The sequence below is a fragment of the Peptoniphilus sp. BV3C26 genome, assembly GCF_000478985.1.
Classification (GTDB): domain Bacteria; phylum Bacillota; class Clostridia; order Tissierellales; family Peptoniphilaceae; genus Peptoniphilus_B; species Peptoniphilus_B koenoeneniae.
In genome coordinates, this window is the sequence record NZ_AWXB01000057.1 from 88,181 (window position 1) to 103,669 (window position 15,489).

The 15,489-nt window shown below is 31.5% G+C and carries 15 protein-coding genes; 2 read left to right on the forward strand and 13 right to left on the reverse strand.

Features of this window, described 5'->3' with window-relative positions; all coding sequences use genetic code 11:
• Window positions 1-114: 114 nt before the first annotated feature.
• From HMPREF1253_RS06560 to HMPREF1253_RS10505, 3 genes are read right to left on the reverse strand one after another with little or no spacing between them, the layout of a single operon-like run.
• Window positions 115-1,002, reverse strand: coding sequence for a TlpA disulfide reductase family protein (locus HMPREF1253_RS06560; RefSeq protein WP_023055902.1), 888 nt, complete (start codon window positions 1,000-1,002; stop codon window positions 115-117).
• Entirely contained in the window at window positions 999-1,898 is a 900-nt protein-coding gene (locus tag HMPREF1253_RS06565; RefSeq protein ID WP_052648947.1) for a 4Fe-4S binding protein, read from the reverse strand. Before HMPREF1253_RS06565 ends, HMPREF1253_RS06560 begins: the two co-directional genes overlap by 4 nt.
• On the reverse strand, window positions 1,885-2,001 hold the full coding sequence (locus HMPREF1253_RS10505) for a CD1871A family CXXC motif-containing protein (protein ID WP_369758376.1): 117 nt from the start codon (window positions 1,999-2,001) through the stop codon (window positions 1,885-1,887). Before HMPREF1253_RS10505 ends, HMPREF1253_RS06565 begins: the two co-directional genes overlap by 14 nt.
• Window positions 2,002-2,158: 157 nt before the next feature.
• Here HMPREF1253_RS10505 and HMPREF1253_RS06570 point away from each other — a divergent pair, with 157 nt between their 5' ends.
• Complete coding sequence (locus HMPREF1253_RS06570; RefSeq protein WP_023055943.1) at window positions 2,159-2,833, forward strand: response regulator transcription factor; 675 nt, start codon at window positions 2,159-2,161, stop codon at window positions 2,831-2,833.
• Window positions 2,830-3,960, forward strand: coding sequence for a cell wall metabolism sensor histidine kinase WalK (locus tag HMPREF1253_RS06575; RefSeq protein ID WP_023055960.1), 1,131 nt, complete (start codon window positions 2,830-2,832; stop codon window positions 3,958-3,960). The genes HMPREF1253_RS06570 and HMPREF1253_RS06575 overlap by 4 nt, the downstream gene beginning before the upstream one ends.
• A 140-nt stretch (window positions 3,961-4,100) precedes the next feature.
• Here the strand turns inward: HMPREF1253_RS06575 and HMPREF1253_RS06580 are convergent, their stop codons facing one another.
• The 10 genes from HMPREF1253_RS06580 to HMPREF1253_RS06625 form a co-directional block, all read right to left on the reverse strand.
• Window positions 4,101-5,240, reverse strand: coding sequence for a transporter, SSS domain protein (locus HMPREF1253_RS06580; RefSeq protein WP_023055942.1), 1,140 nt, complete (start codon window positions 5,238-5,240; stop codon window positions 4,101-4,103).
• Window positions 5,241-5,414: 174 nt separating this feature from the next.
• Entirely contained in the window at window positions 5,415-6,548 is a 1,134-nt protein-coding gene (acdB, locus tag HMPREF1253_RS06585; protein ID WP_023055893.1) for a putative isocaproyl-CoA dehydrogenase AcdB, read from the reverse strand.
• Between the two features lie 10 nt (window positions 6,549-6,558).
• Window positions 6,559-7,677 carry a 2-hydroxyacyl-CoA dehydratase subunit D gene (locus HMPREF1253_RS06590; RefSeq protein ID WP_023055928.1) on the reverse strand — a complete coding sequence of 373 codons (1,119 nt, stop codon included), beginning with the start codon at window positions 7,675-7,677 and terminating at the stop codon, window positions 6,559-6,561.
• Window position 7,678: 1 nt separating this feature from the next.
• Window positions 7,679-8,923, reverse strand: a complete 1,245-nt coding sequence (locus HMPREF1253_RS06595; protein WP_023055892.1) for a 2-hydroxyacyl-CoA dehydratase subunit D — start codon at window positions 8,921-8,923, stop codon at window positions 7,679-7,681.
• The gene (locus tag HMPREF1253_RS06600) at window positions 8,916-9,704 is read right to left on the reverse strand and encodes an acyl-CoA dehydratase activase (protein ID WP_023055925.1); all 789 of its coding nucleotides are present in this window, start codon (window positions 9,702-9,704) and stop codon (window positions 8,916-8,918) included. The genes HMPREF1253_RS06595 and HMPREF1253_RS06600 overlap by 8 nt, the downstream gene beginning before the upstream one ends.
• A gap of 33 nt (window positions 9,705-9,737) precedes the next feature.
• Window positions 9,738-10,946, reverse strand: a complete 1,209-nt coding sequence (locus HMPREF1253_RS06605; RefSeq protein WP_023055917.1) for a CaiB/BaiF CoA-transferase family protein — start codon at window positions 10,944-10,946, stop codon at window positions 9,738-9,740.
• 23 nt (window positions 10,947-10,969) lie between these two features.
• Window positions 10,970-11,977 carry an electron transfer flavoprotein subunit alpha/FixB family protein gene (locus HMPREF1253_RS06610; protein WP_023055919.1) on the reverse strand — a complete coding sequence of 336 codons (1,008 nt, stop codon included), beginning with the start codon at window positions 11,975-11,977 and terminating at the stop codon, window positions 10,970-10,972.
• Window positions 11,978-11,988: 11 nt separating this feature from the next.
• Window positions 11,989-12,777 (reverse strand): electron transfer flavoprotein subunit beta/FixA family protein, encoded by a 789-nt coding sequence (locus HMPREF1253_RS06615; protein ID WP_023055951.1) that lies wholly within the window; start codon window positions 12,775-12,777, stop codon window positions 11,989-11,991.
• 265 nt (window positions 12,778-13,042) lie between these two features.
• Window positions 13,043-14,185, reverse strand: a complete 1,143-nt coding sequence (locus HMPREF1253_RS06620) for an acyl-CoA dehydrogenase family protein (RefSeq protein WP_023055915.1) — start codon at window positions 14,183-14,185, stop codon at window positions 13,043-13,045.
• Between the two features lie 390 nt (window positions 14,186-14,575).
• Window positions 14,576-15,298, reverse strand: a complete 723-nt coding sequence (locus HMPREF1253_RS06625; RefSeq protein WP_023055936.1) for a FadR/GntR family transcriptional regulator — start codon at window positions 15,296-15,298, stop codon at window positions 14,576-14,578.
• Window positions 15,299-15,489: the final 191 nt, after the last annotated feature.

The following is a 15,489-nucleotide window of genomic DNA, read 5'->3' on the forward strand; positions in this document are numbered from 1 at the left end:
CTGCTTTTTTAAAGATAATTTTTATTTTTTTTGATTTTTATTTTACAAAATAAAAAAACGGGCAAAATGCCCGCTTTCTTTATTTATTTAATTTTAAGAAGACATTATCTAATTTTATTTTTTGTCATTAGCTATTATTTGGTCTATTCTCTTTTGAACTTCTTCTAAGACATCTTTTCTGTCAACTCCTGCAACTATAGGATCTCCTACTATGTTGCCATTTCTATCTACTAAGATTGAAGTTGGAAATGCCATAATTTTTAGGGCAAATTTTCCAGCTGGACTTTGTGAATCTAAAATAAGGTTAGAATAAGTTACTCCTTGTTCTTTCACTATATTTTTTGCTTCTTTTACTGAACCTTCGTTGTTATCCATACATTCAGTGTTTATTCCTATTACTTGTCCACCCTTTTCTTTTATTGCATCATTTAATTTTTGAAGGTCAGGAAGTTCTCCTACACAAGGGGCACAACCGTTAAACCAAAAGTTTACTAAAGTTACTGCATGGTCTTTAAAGGTGTCACTTGTTACTTCATTTCCATCTAAGTCTTTTGCTTTAAATTCAGGAAATTTATTTTCCATGTTTTCTTTTGTTTTTTCTTGGACATTTTTTGCCATTTTTTCTTTTAAGGGTGCCATTTCTTTTTCAATTGCTTTTATTGCTTCTAAATCTTCTTCAAGGCTTTTTACTTCTTCTTCCTTTAAGTCCCCTTTAACTTTTTCTACTAAAGATGCCAAAAAGTCTTCATAAGCCATTTCCTTGCTTGCTTCTACGTCAGCTTTATCTGCCTTGCTAAAGGCTTTTTCCCATAGACCTTTGTGCTTTTCAAAGATTTCATTTTCTTTTTTTGTAAGCTCATTAAGTTTACCTTCTATATCTTCATTTTGTTCAACTTTTTGTCCTTCTTTTTGATTTGCATTTCCTTCTTTTTTTGAGCAAGCACTCAAAGAAAATACCATTGTTGCCGCAAGGGCAAATACTCCTAATTTTTTTAATTTCATTTTGTTTCCTCCAATATTTTTTTATTTTCACTTTCTTTATCAAAGCCATAATTATATTTTAAGGCTTTAGTTGGACAGGCACTTATACACATTCCGCACCTTATACACTCATTGTGATTTTGGTCTTTTCTTACATTTACATCCATCTTACAAGCTTTTACGCATCTGTTACAACTTATACACTTATTTTGATCTAAATTTATTTTAAATAGAGATATGTGATTAAAAAGTGCATAAAAGGCTCCCAAGGGGCAGATCCATTTGCAAAAAGGTCTGAAAAATATAATGCTCAATACAATTGTTATTATTAAAATTGTAAATTTAAGAGTGAATAAATTTCCCAAGGCACTTCTTATACTTTTATCTACAAGAGATAAGGGAATTGCTCCTTCTAATACTCCTGCTGGGCAAATATATTTACAAAAATATGGATTACCCATACCTAATTTATTTGTTAATACCACAGGAAGTATCATAACTGTAACTAATAAAATTAAATATTTTAAGTAAGTTAAAATTTTAAATTTTTTAGTCGAGAATTTTTTTGTGGGTATTTTGTGCAATATTTCTTGAAACCATCCGAAGGGACATAAAAATCCGCATATAAATCTTCCAAGTAAAACTCCCATAAGGATTATAAATCCGCTTATATAATAACTGAATTTAAATTTTGATGAGCCTACTACAGCTTGAAATGCTCCTATGGGACAAGCTCCCGCTGCTCCTGGACAGGAATAACAATTTAGTCCGGGCACGCAGAAATTTTTGCCTCCACCCCTATAAATTTGTCCTTTTAAAAAATTTGGCAAATGGATATTTGTAAGTAAGCTTGCAAATATTTGAATTAAGTAGCGGAATTTTGCTAAAATTTTTGAATTTATCCTATCCAATTCCAACACACTCCAGACAAAGTTTAATTGCTTTTGCAAGAACTGTTGCCATTTCTCCTCTTTTTGCCCCATAGCCTATAAAGACGAGGGCAAGAACAAGAAGAGATATTTGTAAAATTTTATTTTTCTTAAATTTTATTTTTACCACCCTCTCACATTTTATGTTTCTATAATACACCCCCCTGTATAAAATTATTGTTAAGAAATAAAACTTAACATAAACTTTATATTTTTTTGATATAATTATTCATAGAAAGGGAGGTAATATGCGACTTTTAATTGTAGAAGATGAAAAAATACTTTTAGAGACAATTGAAAAAAGTTTAAAGGCTTCAGGTTATGAAGTTGATACTTGTTCAAGGGGAAATGATGCCATGGAAATGGTTGAAGTTGAAAATTATGATCTTATAGTCCTTGATTTAAATTTGCCTGAAATTGACGGAATGGAAATTCTTAAAAATTTAAGAACTTTTGACAAAGAAACCAAGGTTTTAATTTTATCTGCCAGAAGCCAAATTCAAGATAAGGTTGAAGGTCTCGATGCTGGCGCCAATGATTTTTTGCAAAAGCCCTTCCATTTAGATGAACTTAAGGCAAGAATAAGAAGTTTAACAAGAAGGAATTTTATTCAAAATAATACGGAATTAAATTTTAAAAATATATCCTTTGACACTAAAAAGAGAATTGCCAAGGTTGATGGAAATCCCTTAAATTTAACAAGAAAAGAAACAGGCATACTGGAATATCTCTTGTTGAATTTAGGCCGTCCTGTGAGTCAAGAGGAGCTTATAGAACACGTTTGGGATTCCAGTGTGGACCTTATGAGTAATTCCATAAGAGTGCATATCTCGGCTTTAAGAAAAAAATTAAAAAGCCAAATGGGTTATGATCCTATAGAAAACAGAATAGGCATAGGTTATTTGTTAGGTGCAGAAAAATGAAAAAAATATCTTTGCAACTGAGAATAACTTTGATGACCGGTCTTTTAATTGCCATAACCTGTATAACCATGAATCTTTTAATGAACAGGACTGCTTCTTTTTATATTGATTCTTTAGGTGGTTATGTCAATAATTTTGAAAATGGAAATGAAATTTATATTAACATCCCTCAATACAGGATGAATGATTTTTTAGATAAATTTTCCGATGAGGTTACAGATACAAAGGTAAATTTTAATAAGAGGGCTTGGATTATAACTTTAAGTGTAACTTCTTTAGGTAGTATTGTTGCTTATTTTGTTAGTGGACAATCTTTAAAACCTCTTAAGGATTTTTCAGAACAGATTGAGCAAATTCAAATGAAAAACATTACTGAGTACAGGGTTAATGAAGATGTTGCTAAAGAATTTAGAGTTTTAAGTAAATCTTTTAACCAAATGCTTTTTAGACTTTCAAACTCTTTTGAAAATCAAAGGCAGCTTACTGGAAGGGCTGCCCATGAACTTAGGACTCCTCTTGCTGTAATTGCATCTCAACTTGATCTTTATAAAGATCTTCCTATGACTGATGCAGAAAGAGAAGACCTTATTTTAAAAATTAAAAATGAAACGGATAGGCTTTCAAAACTTCTTACAAGTCTTCTTGATATGAGCGAGCTTAATTCAATTCCAAGAAATGAAAAAATTGAACTTTTGCCCCTTATTGATGAAGTTATTCAAGATCTTTCTTCCCTTGCAGATAAAAAAAATATAAGCATTAGAAATAAGTGTGAAGAGATAAATATTTTAGGCAGTGATATTTTACTTTACAGGGTCTTTTTCAATTTAATTGAAAACGCCATAAAATATAATAAAGAAAATGGTTTTATAAATATAAGTTCCATAAAAAACAATAATTTTGCTGAAATCTTTATTGAAGACAGCGGTATTGGCATAGATTTTCAAGAAAGAGAAAATATTTTTAAGCCTTTTTACCGGGCAGACAAGTCCAAGGACAAAATTAAAGGGTCTGGCCTGGGTCTTGCTCTTGTTTACGAAACTTTAAAACTTCACGGAGGAGATATTAAAGTTATTGACAGTAGTATTGGAAGCAAATTTAAAATAAGCTTACCCTTAAATAAAATTTAATATTTTATAAATTAAAAATCCCCGGATTTTATTTTCCAGGGATTTTTTTAGTATATAAAAATTTTAAGGATTATTCTTTAATTACTTTTAAATTAAATGAAATATTTTTGCATTTTCGCTTTGTATTTATTTAGTGTCTTTTATTTTTCCACTTCTGAAGTGCTATTTATTCCTCTTTTAAATTTAGAATTTTTAATTCTTCCAATTACAATTGTTGGAATTATTAAGAAGAATATTGATAAAACTCCTAAATAACCATAACCCTTAATAACTAAGGTATTAAGCCCTAATAGGGAAATAAGCATTGAAACTATCATTCCAAGTAAAGAAATTAACATTCTTCTTTTTGTAATATGGAATGTTTGGAAAGAATTTTCATATCTTGCAACTATTCCAAAAATACATCCAACTCCTGTTGATACAAAGGCTAAAAATAATGTTATAGAATATATCCAAATCAAAATTTCAGAATCAAATTCTTTTATTATTGTTAAAATTGGAAGAGTTTCTCCATCTATTAAAGGAAGCCAAGCGAGCATCATTAAGCAAGACAAAGTTATCATTATACCGTTAATTATTATTCCAAGTACAGCAAATCTTTTTACAGATTTATCTGTAGATAAAGGTTGTCCTGCTCCAAGCATTATTGCTATTACAAGAGATTGGAACCCTGCATATTTTAATGAATTATATAAAATAGTTGACATTGGGGCTGTTGTTTGTTTTGTAGAAATTATTGTTGAAAGATCACTTGATCCCTTTGAAATTCCTACAAAAGTTATCATTGTTAAAAATACAAGTAATAATACTGTTATTATTGCTGAAGATTTTCTAACTAAGTCTGCTCCAAAAATAGTTAATATGAAAAATATTCCCCCAGTTATAAGAACTCCTATTATGTACTTTAGTTCAAATAAGTTTTCAAAAAGTGATGCTCCGCCGGCTATTGATGCACCTACTGCAACTATAGTTAAAAGTAAGTATGCTATATCAAATAAATATCCTCCCAAACCGCCCAAAGGACCATATAGGTTTGCTATCCAATTATGGTAATTGTATGAGTTTGTGTTCTTCGCAAATAAAAGTCCTTCATAAAAAACCCATCCTATTAAAGCCACTATTAAAAATGGCATGAAAATAGATGTAAATCCATATTGAACAAAAAATGTTCTTGTTTGATTTCCTGTTGCGAATCCACCACCAACGTGAGCTCCAAACCAAACTGCTACTACTCCAAATATAGTTTTCCAAGATACTTCGCTAAAATTTTTATTTTGCATAAAAACCTCCTTTTCAATTTATAAAATATCTTTTTTTATCTAAATTACTCTTAAAAGCTTATTTAAACTTTTAAAATTTAGAAACAACTTTATTATTTTTTTTACTGAATGTCAGTAATTTTAAACAGACAATATCTCGCTATAATCAGCCGAGATATTGTCTGATTATGTTTTTTACTTTAATAAATGTGCTGCTATTACCATTTGTTGAACTTGGCTTGTTCCTTCATAAATAGATGTGATTCTTGCATCTCTATAAATTCTTTCTATAGGATATTCTTTCATATATCCATATCCACCATGAAGTTGTAAAGCCCAATATGCAACTTCGTTTGCTATTTCAGCTGCATAATATTTTGCCATTGCAGATTGTAGACCCGGAGTTTTTCCTGAATCTTTAACTTGAGCTGCATCATATACTAATAGTCTTGCTGCTTGAACTTTTGTTGCCATTTCAGCTATCTTAAATTGTGTATTTTGGAATTTTGAAAGGCTTCTTCCAAATTGAACTCTTTCTTTTGTATATTTTATTGCTTCGTCAAGAGCTCCTTGTGCGATTCCTAATGCTTGAGCTGCTACACCTATTCTTCCATAGTCAAGTGTGTTAAGCATTATGTTAAAGCCTTTTCCTTCTCTACCAAGCAAATTTTCTTTAGGTACAACAACTGAATCAAGAATAATATCTGATGTTTGAGTTCCTCTTATACCCATTTTATTTTCATGAGCTCCTGTAGAAAATCCCTTCCATTTTGATTCAACTATAAATGTAGATATTCCTTTTGTACCTTTTGATCTATCTGTAGATGCTGAAATTATTGCAAAATCAGCGAAAGGTGCATTTGTTATAAAGCACTTTCTACCATCAAGTATATAGTTTTCTCCATCAAATTTTGCAACTGTAGCTGTTGCTGATGCATCTGAACCTGCTCCGGGCTCTGTAAGTCCGAAACATCCTATATATTCACCTGTTGCAAGTGGTCTTAAATATTTTTGTTTTTGTTCTTCAGTTCCGAAATTAAGTAGAGGTAATGCTGCTAATGATGCACCTGCTGTTATAAATGTTCCTGTAGATGCACATCTTCTGCTTATTTCTTCCATGATTATTGCATAAGATACATAGTCAGCTCCTGCTCCACCATACTCTTTTGGTATTATAGGGCTTATAAATTGATATCTTGCAAGTTTCTCTATTATATCTTTTGGAATACAACCTGTTTCATCTACATTGTCAGGGTATTCAGACATTTCCCTTTCTACAAAATCTCTTACTGTTTGCCTTAACAGTTCATGTTCCTTACTAAAATTCATATTTCCTCCATTACAAGATTTCTGCAAATGTTTGAATTCTTGTTTTTATTTGTTCTGAGTTGTTATCCTGTTGATCTGTTTCAAATACAACTGCTTGTAAGCCATTTTCTCTTACTGTTTTTACACAAATAGGCATATCATATTCTTCATAATCAGAGAACTTAACTGTGGCATATACAATGCCTTCTGCGCCTCTTTCTTTAGCAAGCTTAGATATTAATTTTCCTCTTTTTAGGTCAGGATCGTATGCTAATGAAAATCCTTCAACATTAGCCCATTGTTCTGCTAATCTCCTAAATGGATTTTTCCCATCTGGCACATCAGTATTATATTGTATTGATTCTTGAGCAACATAATCTCCAACTATTCTAAGATTATTTTCTTCAAGAGAATTTAAAATATTTTCATCATCCAGTAACAAACCTGTTGTTATAATTTTATGTCCTGAATATTTTTCTTCAGGCATTTTTTCTAACTCTTCGTTGATTTTTTTAATAATCTTTAAATGATCTTCTTTTTTCATATAAAGAGCTGATTTATATACATAATTTCTTTCAAGATTATTTATTGAATTTGGATGTTTAGCAGCAAGTTCTGAAAATTTTCTCATTTCAGCTCTATGTTCATTATAAAGTTCTATTGTCTTATTAATTTCTTCGTCTGTTATTTTTGAACCCTTTATCTTTTCAAGTTCTTCTTTAACATGTACACATTCACTTTCTAAAAACTCAATACCACATTCAAGTTTTCTATTTTGAGGATAAACTATAGAAATAAAAGGTATATTCTTTACTCCAGATTTCCAGTTTTGTCCAAGACACTGCATTGTGTCTGTTTGACCAGGGATAATAACAGCTTCTAATCCGTTTAAGCTTCCATTTAATCCTTGTTCTAAGATAATAGATATAACTGACGGACAAAAAGCAGGGAAATATTGTTTTGATAAATCAAGTTCTATTCCATAACCTCCCCAAACTCCGAAAGGTAAAAATCCTGCTGCTTCTACTATTTCATTAGGTCCAAAAAAAGCAACCATTCCTATGGCCTTTACCCCTTGTTCCAAGTAACTTTTAAGCTTTGATAAGGGATTTAAAGCAATACTTTTACATTCTTCTATATAACTTTTCACATTAATTCTCCTTCTTATCTTCCATTACTTCAATTAGACCTTGTAATCTCGTTTCAAATTGTGCTTGAGAGAATCCTCTTGGATCAGCTTGGTCTCCATCAAATCCAGCATATGGTAGTCCTGTAGCTTCATTTACTCTTCTTGCCATTTCATATTGTATAAAACTCATAAGTTTACAACTTCTGTTCATGTGGTAAAAAGCTCCTACGCAATTTCCATCTCTTAGAGCGTTATTTCTATACTCTACCATCTTGTCAATGTTTACATTGTTAAACATTGAAGAATAAGCTCTTGCAAGTCCATCTAAGTCATTGTCACCATATTCCAATGCCCATGCGTGTGGGTATACTGATCCTGTCATGTTTACGCCATATTTAGATAGTGATTTCATTTTATATCCTATATACGGCCAGCAAGGTATACCTTCCATCATGATTCTGTATTTTTCTTCGCCTCTAAAGGATGTCTTTCCTTCTTTAGCATTTTCTTTAAGTTCTTCCATTAACATTTCAAAGGCTTGAGTAGTCTCTTTTTTACCTCTATAACAAACGATACAAGCCATATAGGTAAATAAATCAAATCCATTCATAGGTGATGGATAAACGTCTTTTGACATTTGCATTGATTCTCTCCAAAGACGACCATTTTTTCTTGAAATGTTCATAACTTCTCTTAGTTTTTCAGGGTCAAACTTTTTGCCACTAATTTCTTCAAGTTGTTTTATTGCATGTTCAAATTGACCTCTGAAATACTTTATACGACTTTCCGTAACATAATCTTCGTTATTAAATGGAACATCTATCATTATTAGTGGTATATTAAGTTTTTTAGATAGGTTTTCATACCATTTAATTACTTCATTACAAATATTGTTACAGCAGCATACAAAGTCAGGTACTGGCATATTAAGACTTTCAGATCCTCCTTGTTCAAGGAAACCAAAATTTGTTCTTGCATATGCACAAAGGTCTATTGAATATCCTTGAGCTTCTGCTTTTTCTTCTAATCCTAAAGATTCTTTTTTAGCTGCAAGACCTGCTGCTTGATTTTCGGGATAGCAAAGAGGAAGACCGAAAGTTTCCACAATTTCTTGTGGGAATACTGATGTTGACCAACCTACAGGTATTCCCTTTTCTTTTGCTTCCCAAGCTTCTTTATATGATTTTGCTAATAATCCATTTATAAACTTAGCCGCTGTTATTTTTTCTTCTTTTTTTTCTTCTTTTTTTACTTCATTATCAGACATTTTTACCTCCCATTTTTTCATAAGCAAATACTGCTGCGCCCAGTGCTCCATTAAGTTGAGAATTTTTCGGAACTATTATTTTGACATTTAAAGCTCTTTCCAGTGCTCTAACAATTCCGGAATTTTGAGCAACTCCGCCAACCATAGCTACGTCTTCTTCAACTCCAATTCTTTTTACAAGCCCTGCTACTCTATTGGCAACAGATATATGAATCCCTGCAATAATATCCTCTAATTTTGCATTTCCCGATAGTTGGGATATAACCTCAGATTCAGCGAAAACAGTGCATGTACTTGAAATTGCTACAGGTGCTGTAGCCTTTTTATCTATATCACCAAGTTCAGATACTTCAACCATTAATACATTAGACATTACATCCAAAAATCTACCTGTACCTGCCGCACATTTGTCATTCATAACAAAATTTGTCATTCTGCCATCTTTGTCAAGTTTCATAGCTTTTGCATCTTGTCCGCCTATATCAATTATTGTTCTTACGCTGGGAAGTTGAAAATTAACTCCTTTAGCGTGACAACTAAGTTCAGATATTTGAGTATCTTCTTCGCTTTTATATTTTATTCTTCCATATCCTGTTACAACAGTGTTCGCTATATCTTCTATGGTAATCCCACTTTTAGAAAATAGATCATCCTTAACCTTTTTTGGTCCAGACGTTCCTGTTCCAAAAGGAACAATAGATGAAGCTACTATTTCTTTTCCATCTTTTAAAATTATTCCTTTTGATGCCGTTGAACCAAAATCCAATCCCAACGTATACATATTCACATCCCTTTTGGTTATATTTTTACCTTATTACTTTATAACTTTATTGTCTTTTAATTCTTGAATTTTTTCACTTGAATATCCAAGTTCTTCCATTACTTCATCTGTATGTTCACCTTTCTTAGGTGCTCTTACGAAATCTTTAATTCCATATTCTTCAAACATAACAGGAGTATTGTATAAAACGCCTTCATTTCCATTATCATAAGTGTGCTTAAATAGGTAATCATTTGCCCAGCATTGTTCATCTTCTAATAATTCATGAGGTGCTTGAAGTTTTTCAAATGGTATACCTGCTGCTTGAAGTCTTTCACACCAATAATCTGAAGGATGCTTAATGAAGATATCTTCCATTATAGGAACAAGTTCATCTACATAATTTACAGAACTCTTCAAAGTTGAATACTTACCACCTATATATTCCGGTCTTTCTATAACCATGTTACAGAAGTTCGGGAACCACTTATCATATTGGAAAAATGCTATTTGAATCCATCTTCCATCTGAGCATTTAAATGTTGTATTTAATGGATTTGGAGGTTGCTTTCTTGTTATAGGCATCTTGTAGCCATATTGACCAGCAACAACATAAAGACCCATTCCAAAAATTGCTGTATGGAATAGAGCTACATTTACTTTTTCTCCTTCACCTGTTCTATTTCTTCTAAGAACAGCTGCCAAAATTCCTGCAGCTAAACTCATACCTGCATAGTGGTCTCCTAAAGCTGCTGCTGTATTACATGGGCTAGTTCCTTTTTCCATTAAACCTAAGGAAACTCCTCCTCTTGCAAAATATGCTGTATAATCGAATGCTGGAGTATCTTTTGCAGGTCCTTTTTCGCCATAACCTAATAAGTGTCCGTAAACGATTTTCGGATTTATTTTTTTGATTGATTCATAGTCTAATTTTGATTTAACTAATGCTTTTTGTCTTGTATTTGTTAAAAATACATCAGCATCTTTTACTAAATCATAGATAACTTTAACACCTTCTTCTGTGTTTGCGTTAACTACTATTCCTCTTTTACCTGCATTTTCATTTTCAAAAAGAGGATTTTCATCTTCTTCTGTAGGTGATAGCCATTGAACTCCAACGACTCTCATAGTATCACCAAAATCAGGCTCAATTTTTACTACTTCTGCACCCCAGTCAGCTAAAAGCCTTCCACAGCAGGGACCAGCTACAAAGTTAGCAAATTCAACAACTTTTAATCCTTCTAACATGTTTTGTTTTTCCATAACCTTCAACTCCTTTTATTTAGTTAAATTTCCGACTTTAACTTTTTTGTTTTTCTTATTAACTCAGTTAATTTTGGAACTACTGAATGTAAGTCTCCAACTATTCCTAAATCTGCTACATCAAAAATAGGAGCTTCCTTATTTTTGTTTACTGCAATGATAAGTTCAGATTCATCCATTCCGGCTAAATGTTGTATAGCTCCAGAAATTCCAAGAGCAAAATAAAGTTCCGGTCTTACAGTTTTTCCAGTTTGTCCTACTTGAGCATCTTTTTCTATCCATCCAGAATCAACGTTTGCCCTTGAAGAAGAAATTTCTGCATCTAATTCATCAGCAAGCTCTTTTAAGGTTTCGAATCCTTCAGGACCTCCTATACCTCTACCACCTGAAACTAATATGTTAGCTTCGGTAATATCTTTTTTCTTTGATTCTTTTTTAGCTATTTCAAGAATTTCAATATTCATATCAGAATCTACAAATTCAATAGTTTCATCAATGATTTCTCCCTTTCTTGAAGGATCTGAATCTAACGCTTGCATAACACCTGGTCTTACAGTTGCCATTTGCGGTCTGAAATTTTCACATAAAATTTCAGCCATTAGATTACCCCCAAAAGCAGGTCTTGTCATTCTAAGATTTTTAGTATCTTCTTCAATTGCTAAACCTGTGCAGTCTGCAGTAAGTCCTGTGTGAATTCTTGCTGCCATTCTGGGAGCTAAATCTCTTCCTATAGAACTTGCACCGTATATTACAATTTCAGGGTCATATTTTTTTATTATCTCGTAAACTGCTTTAGAATATGGTTCAGTAACATACTCTTTAAGCATTGGATGATCTACAACTATTGCTTTGTCAGCACCATGTCTAACAAGTAAATCAGCTTTATTTCTAATATTTTCTCCTAATAAAATTGCAACAACGTCTTGTTTTAAATCGTCAGCTAATTCTCTCGCTTTTCCAAGAAGCTCTATGCCGACTTTTTGAATTTCTCCATCTCTTTGTTCGATGAATACAAATACATCTTTACTCATTTCAAGCCTCCTTAGATAATATATTTTTCTTCAAGTTTAGATAAGATTGCCTTAGCTGCTTCATCTGCAGATAAATCAGTAAGTATGACACCTGCACCTTTACCTTGTTTAGGATATGACTTCTTTACCTTAGTAGGAGAACCCTTTAATCCAAGATTTGAATCATCAAGTTCATCTTTTATATCTTCATAATGCCAAATTTTAATATCTTTTTTGAAAGCTTCAAAAATTCCTCCAACACTCATAAATCTAGGCTCAGCCAGTTCTGAAAGTGTTGTTATTAGACACGGAGTTTTAAGTTTTATTTTATGATATCTATCTTCGAATTGTCTTGTTACAGTTAAAAATCCTTCGTTAACTTCTATGTTTTCAACATATGTAACTTGGGGTAAATTTAAATGCTCCGCCATTTGTGGTCCTACTTGAGCAGTATCTCCATCAATAGCTTGTCTTCCTGTGATTATTAAATCATAATCCAAATGCTTAAGAGCACCTGCAATTGTACAAGAAGTAGCCCAAGTATCAGCTCCTCCAAAAACTCTATCAGTTACTAAAATAGCCTCATCAGCACCCATAGCAAGTGCTTCTCTTAAAGCATTTTCTGCTTGAGGCGGTCCCATTGATACAACAGTTACATGAGCTCCTGTTTGATCTTTAATTTTAAGAGCAGCTTCAAGCCCTGATTTATCATCAGGATTTATTATGCTTGGTACTCCATCCCTAATTAAAGTATTTGTTTTGGGGTCCAGTTTAACTTCATTCGTATCAGGTACTTGCTTAATGCAAACAACAATATTCAAAATAATACCTCCTTGTTTATTGGTAATACCTTTTTTCTTTATGGTAAACGTTTTGCATGACTTTGTCAATATTTTTTCAATTTATTTTATTTTTTTAACACTTTTAATGATTTTTGTTATATTTTAATGCCATTTTTTTATTAAGCATATTTTTTAAAAATTAAAAATCCAAAAAAAGGCAAAATAAAAATATGGCATTACCTAAAAATATAAGGTAATGCCATATTTTTAAAAATTCTATTATAATCCTTCAATTAACTATTATTTACTTAAAGATAGCTCCTTGTATAACCATATGTTGAATTTCATTAGTTCCTTCATAGATTTGTGTGATTTTTGCATCTCTCATCATACGTTCTACATGGAATTCTTTCATATATCCTTCGCCGCCCATTAATTGAATACATTCTGTTGTAACTTTCATAGCAGCATCTGTACATAAAAGTTTAGCTTGTGCACATGTTTTCGGTTCAACAATTCCTTGATCAAGCATCCAAGCTCCCTTGTATAGCATAAGCTCAGCTTGGTCAATAATATTTGCAAGGTCAACTGCTTTAAAAGCAAGATATTGATTTTTGTAAAGAGGTCTTCCAAATTGAACTCTATTTTTCAAAAATTCAATAGCTCTTTCATAAGCTCCCTTTGCAATACCTAAAGCTTGTGCTGCAACTCCAACACGTCCTGCATTTAGAGTGTCCATAGCAAGTTTGAATCCGTCCCCTTCTTTACCAAGGCGGCAAGTTGCCGGAACTACCATGTCTGTAAATTTAAGCTCAGCTACTTCAAGGCTTCTAAGTCCCATTTTATCTTCCAATCTTACAAGTTCAAATCCCGGTGTATTTGTTGGAATCATAAATGAGGTAAGACCTTTTGTTCCCGGTGCATCTAAATCAGTTTTAGCAACTACCATTGCATAATCTGCTTCTTTTCCGTTAGTAATGAATCTTTTTGTACCATTGATTATGTAGTTATCTCCATCACGTCTTGCTATTGTTTGTACACCACTTGCATCACTTCCTGCATTCTTTTCAGTTAATGCAAAACATCCTGTAATAGATCCGTCGCAAACTCCCCCTACAAAAAACTTCTTTTGTTCTTCTGTTCCATATTTCAAAATTCCTCCAAGGAATAAAGAAAGAGATACTGAGCAAAATACGCAAAGAGAAGCATCAACTTTTGCAAGTTCTTCTAAAGTTAAAATATAAGACATATAGTCTTTTCCAAGTCCACCATATTTTTTATCGAATTGGAAGCCTATAAATCCTTCTTTAACAAGTTCTTTGTATAAATCCATAGGTAAAATAGAATCTCTATCTCTTTCCAATACTCCAGGTAGAACTTTCTCTTCCGCAAACTTACGAGCACGTGCTTGAACTTCTAAATGTTCTTTTGATAGTTGAAAATCCATCAAAAAACCTCCTCTTTTTCTTTTTTAGTATTAACGATTTTTTAATTATCTCGTCACTCTTATTGTACTAATTTAAAAATTATAGGTCAAGTATATGATATTAATAATCAAATAATCGAAATACTTAATTAATTCATTATTGGTAATACCAATTATACGCCTAAATTTAGCCTTTTTCTACCTTTAAAATAAAATTTTTAAATTTTTTTATTTATTGAATAAAAAATAAAAAAATTTTTTATTTTTTTCGATTTTTACAATATTTTGTTAAAAAATTTTTTATTATCAATTATTTTTAATTTTTTTAGTGGTAATACCTTATGAATTTATTTATTTTTTATAAAAATTTTCTCCATAAAAAAACAGCCCTCTTTTATGAGGACTGTCCTTTTATTTTATATCTTTAATTGATTTTCTTATTCTGTTAAAATGTTTGTTCATAAATATTTGTGCGAGTACTGGATCTGAATCCCTTATAGAATCATAAATTGGCTTGTGATAGCTAAAAAGTTCTTCTGAACTTTCTCCCTCTAAGGTAATTGCCACCGTTGTATCTTTTATGCTATCATAAAATAGTTTATTCATGGCTAAATAGGATTCTATTATTAAGGCATTATTAGACATTTCCGAAATTAATGTATGAAATAAACCGTCTAATTTTTGAAATTCATATATTGTGTCTGACACTTTTATTTTTATTAAAATTTCTTCCATCTTTTTAAGTTGATCGGTAGTTCTTCTTTCTGCTGCAAGTTTTACAGCTTCATATTCAAACATTTCTCTAAACTCCATAATTTCTGAAATGGTAACTGAATTCATACGAGAGATTGCACTTAAAGATGAAAACATTACATTCTTCATGTTATTAGCAACATAGGAGCCGTCTCCATGTTTTGTTTCAACTAAGCCCATGTTCTCAAGACTTCTTATTGCTTCTCTAACTGAAGGTCTTCCTGAGTCATATTTTTTTGCAAGTTCTCTTTCAGGTGGTAGTTTGGTTCCCACTGAAAGAGTCCCCAAAAAAATCTTATTTTTTATAGTTTCCGCTATTTGCAAATATTGCGGTTTGTTATTTTTATCATCATTATTTTGAACTGAACTTTTTATATCCAATTAAAACACCTACTCATTTAAAACTCTATTTTTTATAAATCTCTTTTCTATTTTTATATCATATACAATTTAGTATATCACTTTTTTCAATGATTTCTATGTTTTTAATTACCTCTGATAATTTGAATCCGAAACATATCTATTCTTACAGAAAAGAAAAATGGTTTTTATTCGTTTTATTTATAAAAAAA

Bases quoted from the DNA above. Each gene is read 5' to 3' on its own strand.
- HMPREF1253_RS06605 (WP_023055917.1), bottom strand. From the start codon at position 10,946: ATGGAAAAACAAAACATGTTAGAAGGATTAAAAGTTGTTGAATTTGCT.
- HMPREF1253_RS06610 (WP_023055919.1), bottom strand. From the start codon at position 11,977: ATGAGTAAAGATGTATTTGTATTCATCGAACAAAGAGATGGAGAAATT.
- HMPREF1253_RS06620 (WP_023055915.1), bottom strand. From the start codon at position 14,185: ATGGATTTTCAACTATCAAAAGAACATTTAGAAGTTCAAGCACGTGCT.
- HMPREF1253_RS06580 (WP_023055942.1), bottom strand. From the start codon at position 5,240: ATGCAAAATAAAAATTTTAGCGAAGTATCTTGGAAAACTATATTTGGA.
- HMPREF1253_RS06575 (WP_023055960.1), top strand. From the start codon at position 2,830: ATGAAAAAAATATCTTTGCAACTGAGAATAACTTTGATGACCGGTCTT.
- HMPREF1253_RS06600 (WP_023055925.1), bottom strand. From the start codon at position 9,704: ATGTATACGTTGGGATTGGATTTTGGTTCAACGGCATCAAAAGGAATA.
- acdB (WP_023055893.1), bottom strand. From the start codon at position 6,548: ATGAATTTTAGTAAGGAACATGAACTGTTAAGGCAAACAGTAAGAGAT.
- HMPREF1253_RS06570 (WP_023055943.1), top strand. From the start codon at position 2,159: ATGCGACTTTTAATTGTAGAAGATGAAAAAATACTTTTAGAGACAATT.
- HMPREF1253_RS06560 (WP_023055902.1), bottom strand. From the start codon at position 1,002: ATGAAATTAAAAAAATTAGGAGTATTTGCCCTTGCGGCAACAATGGTA.
- HMPREF1253_RS06595 (WP_023055892.1), bottom strand. From the start codon at position 8,923: ATGTCTGATAATGAAGTAAAAAAAGAAGAAAAAAAAGAAGAAAAAATA.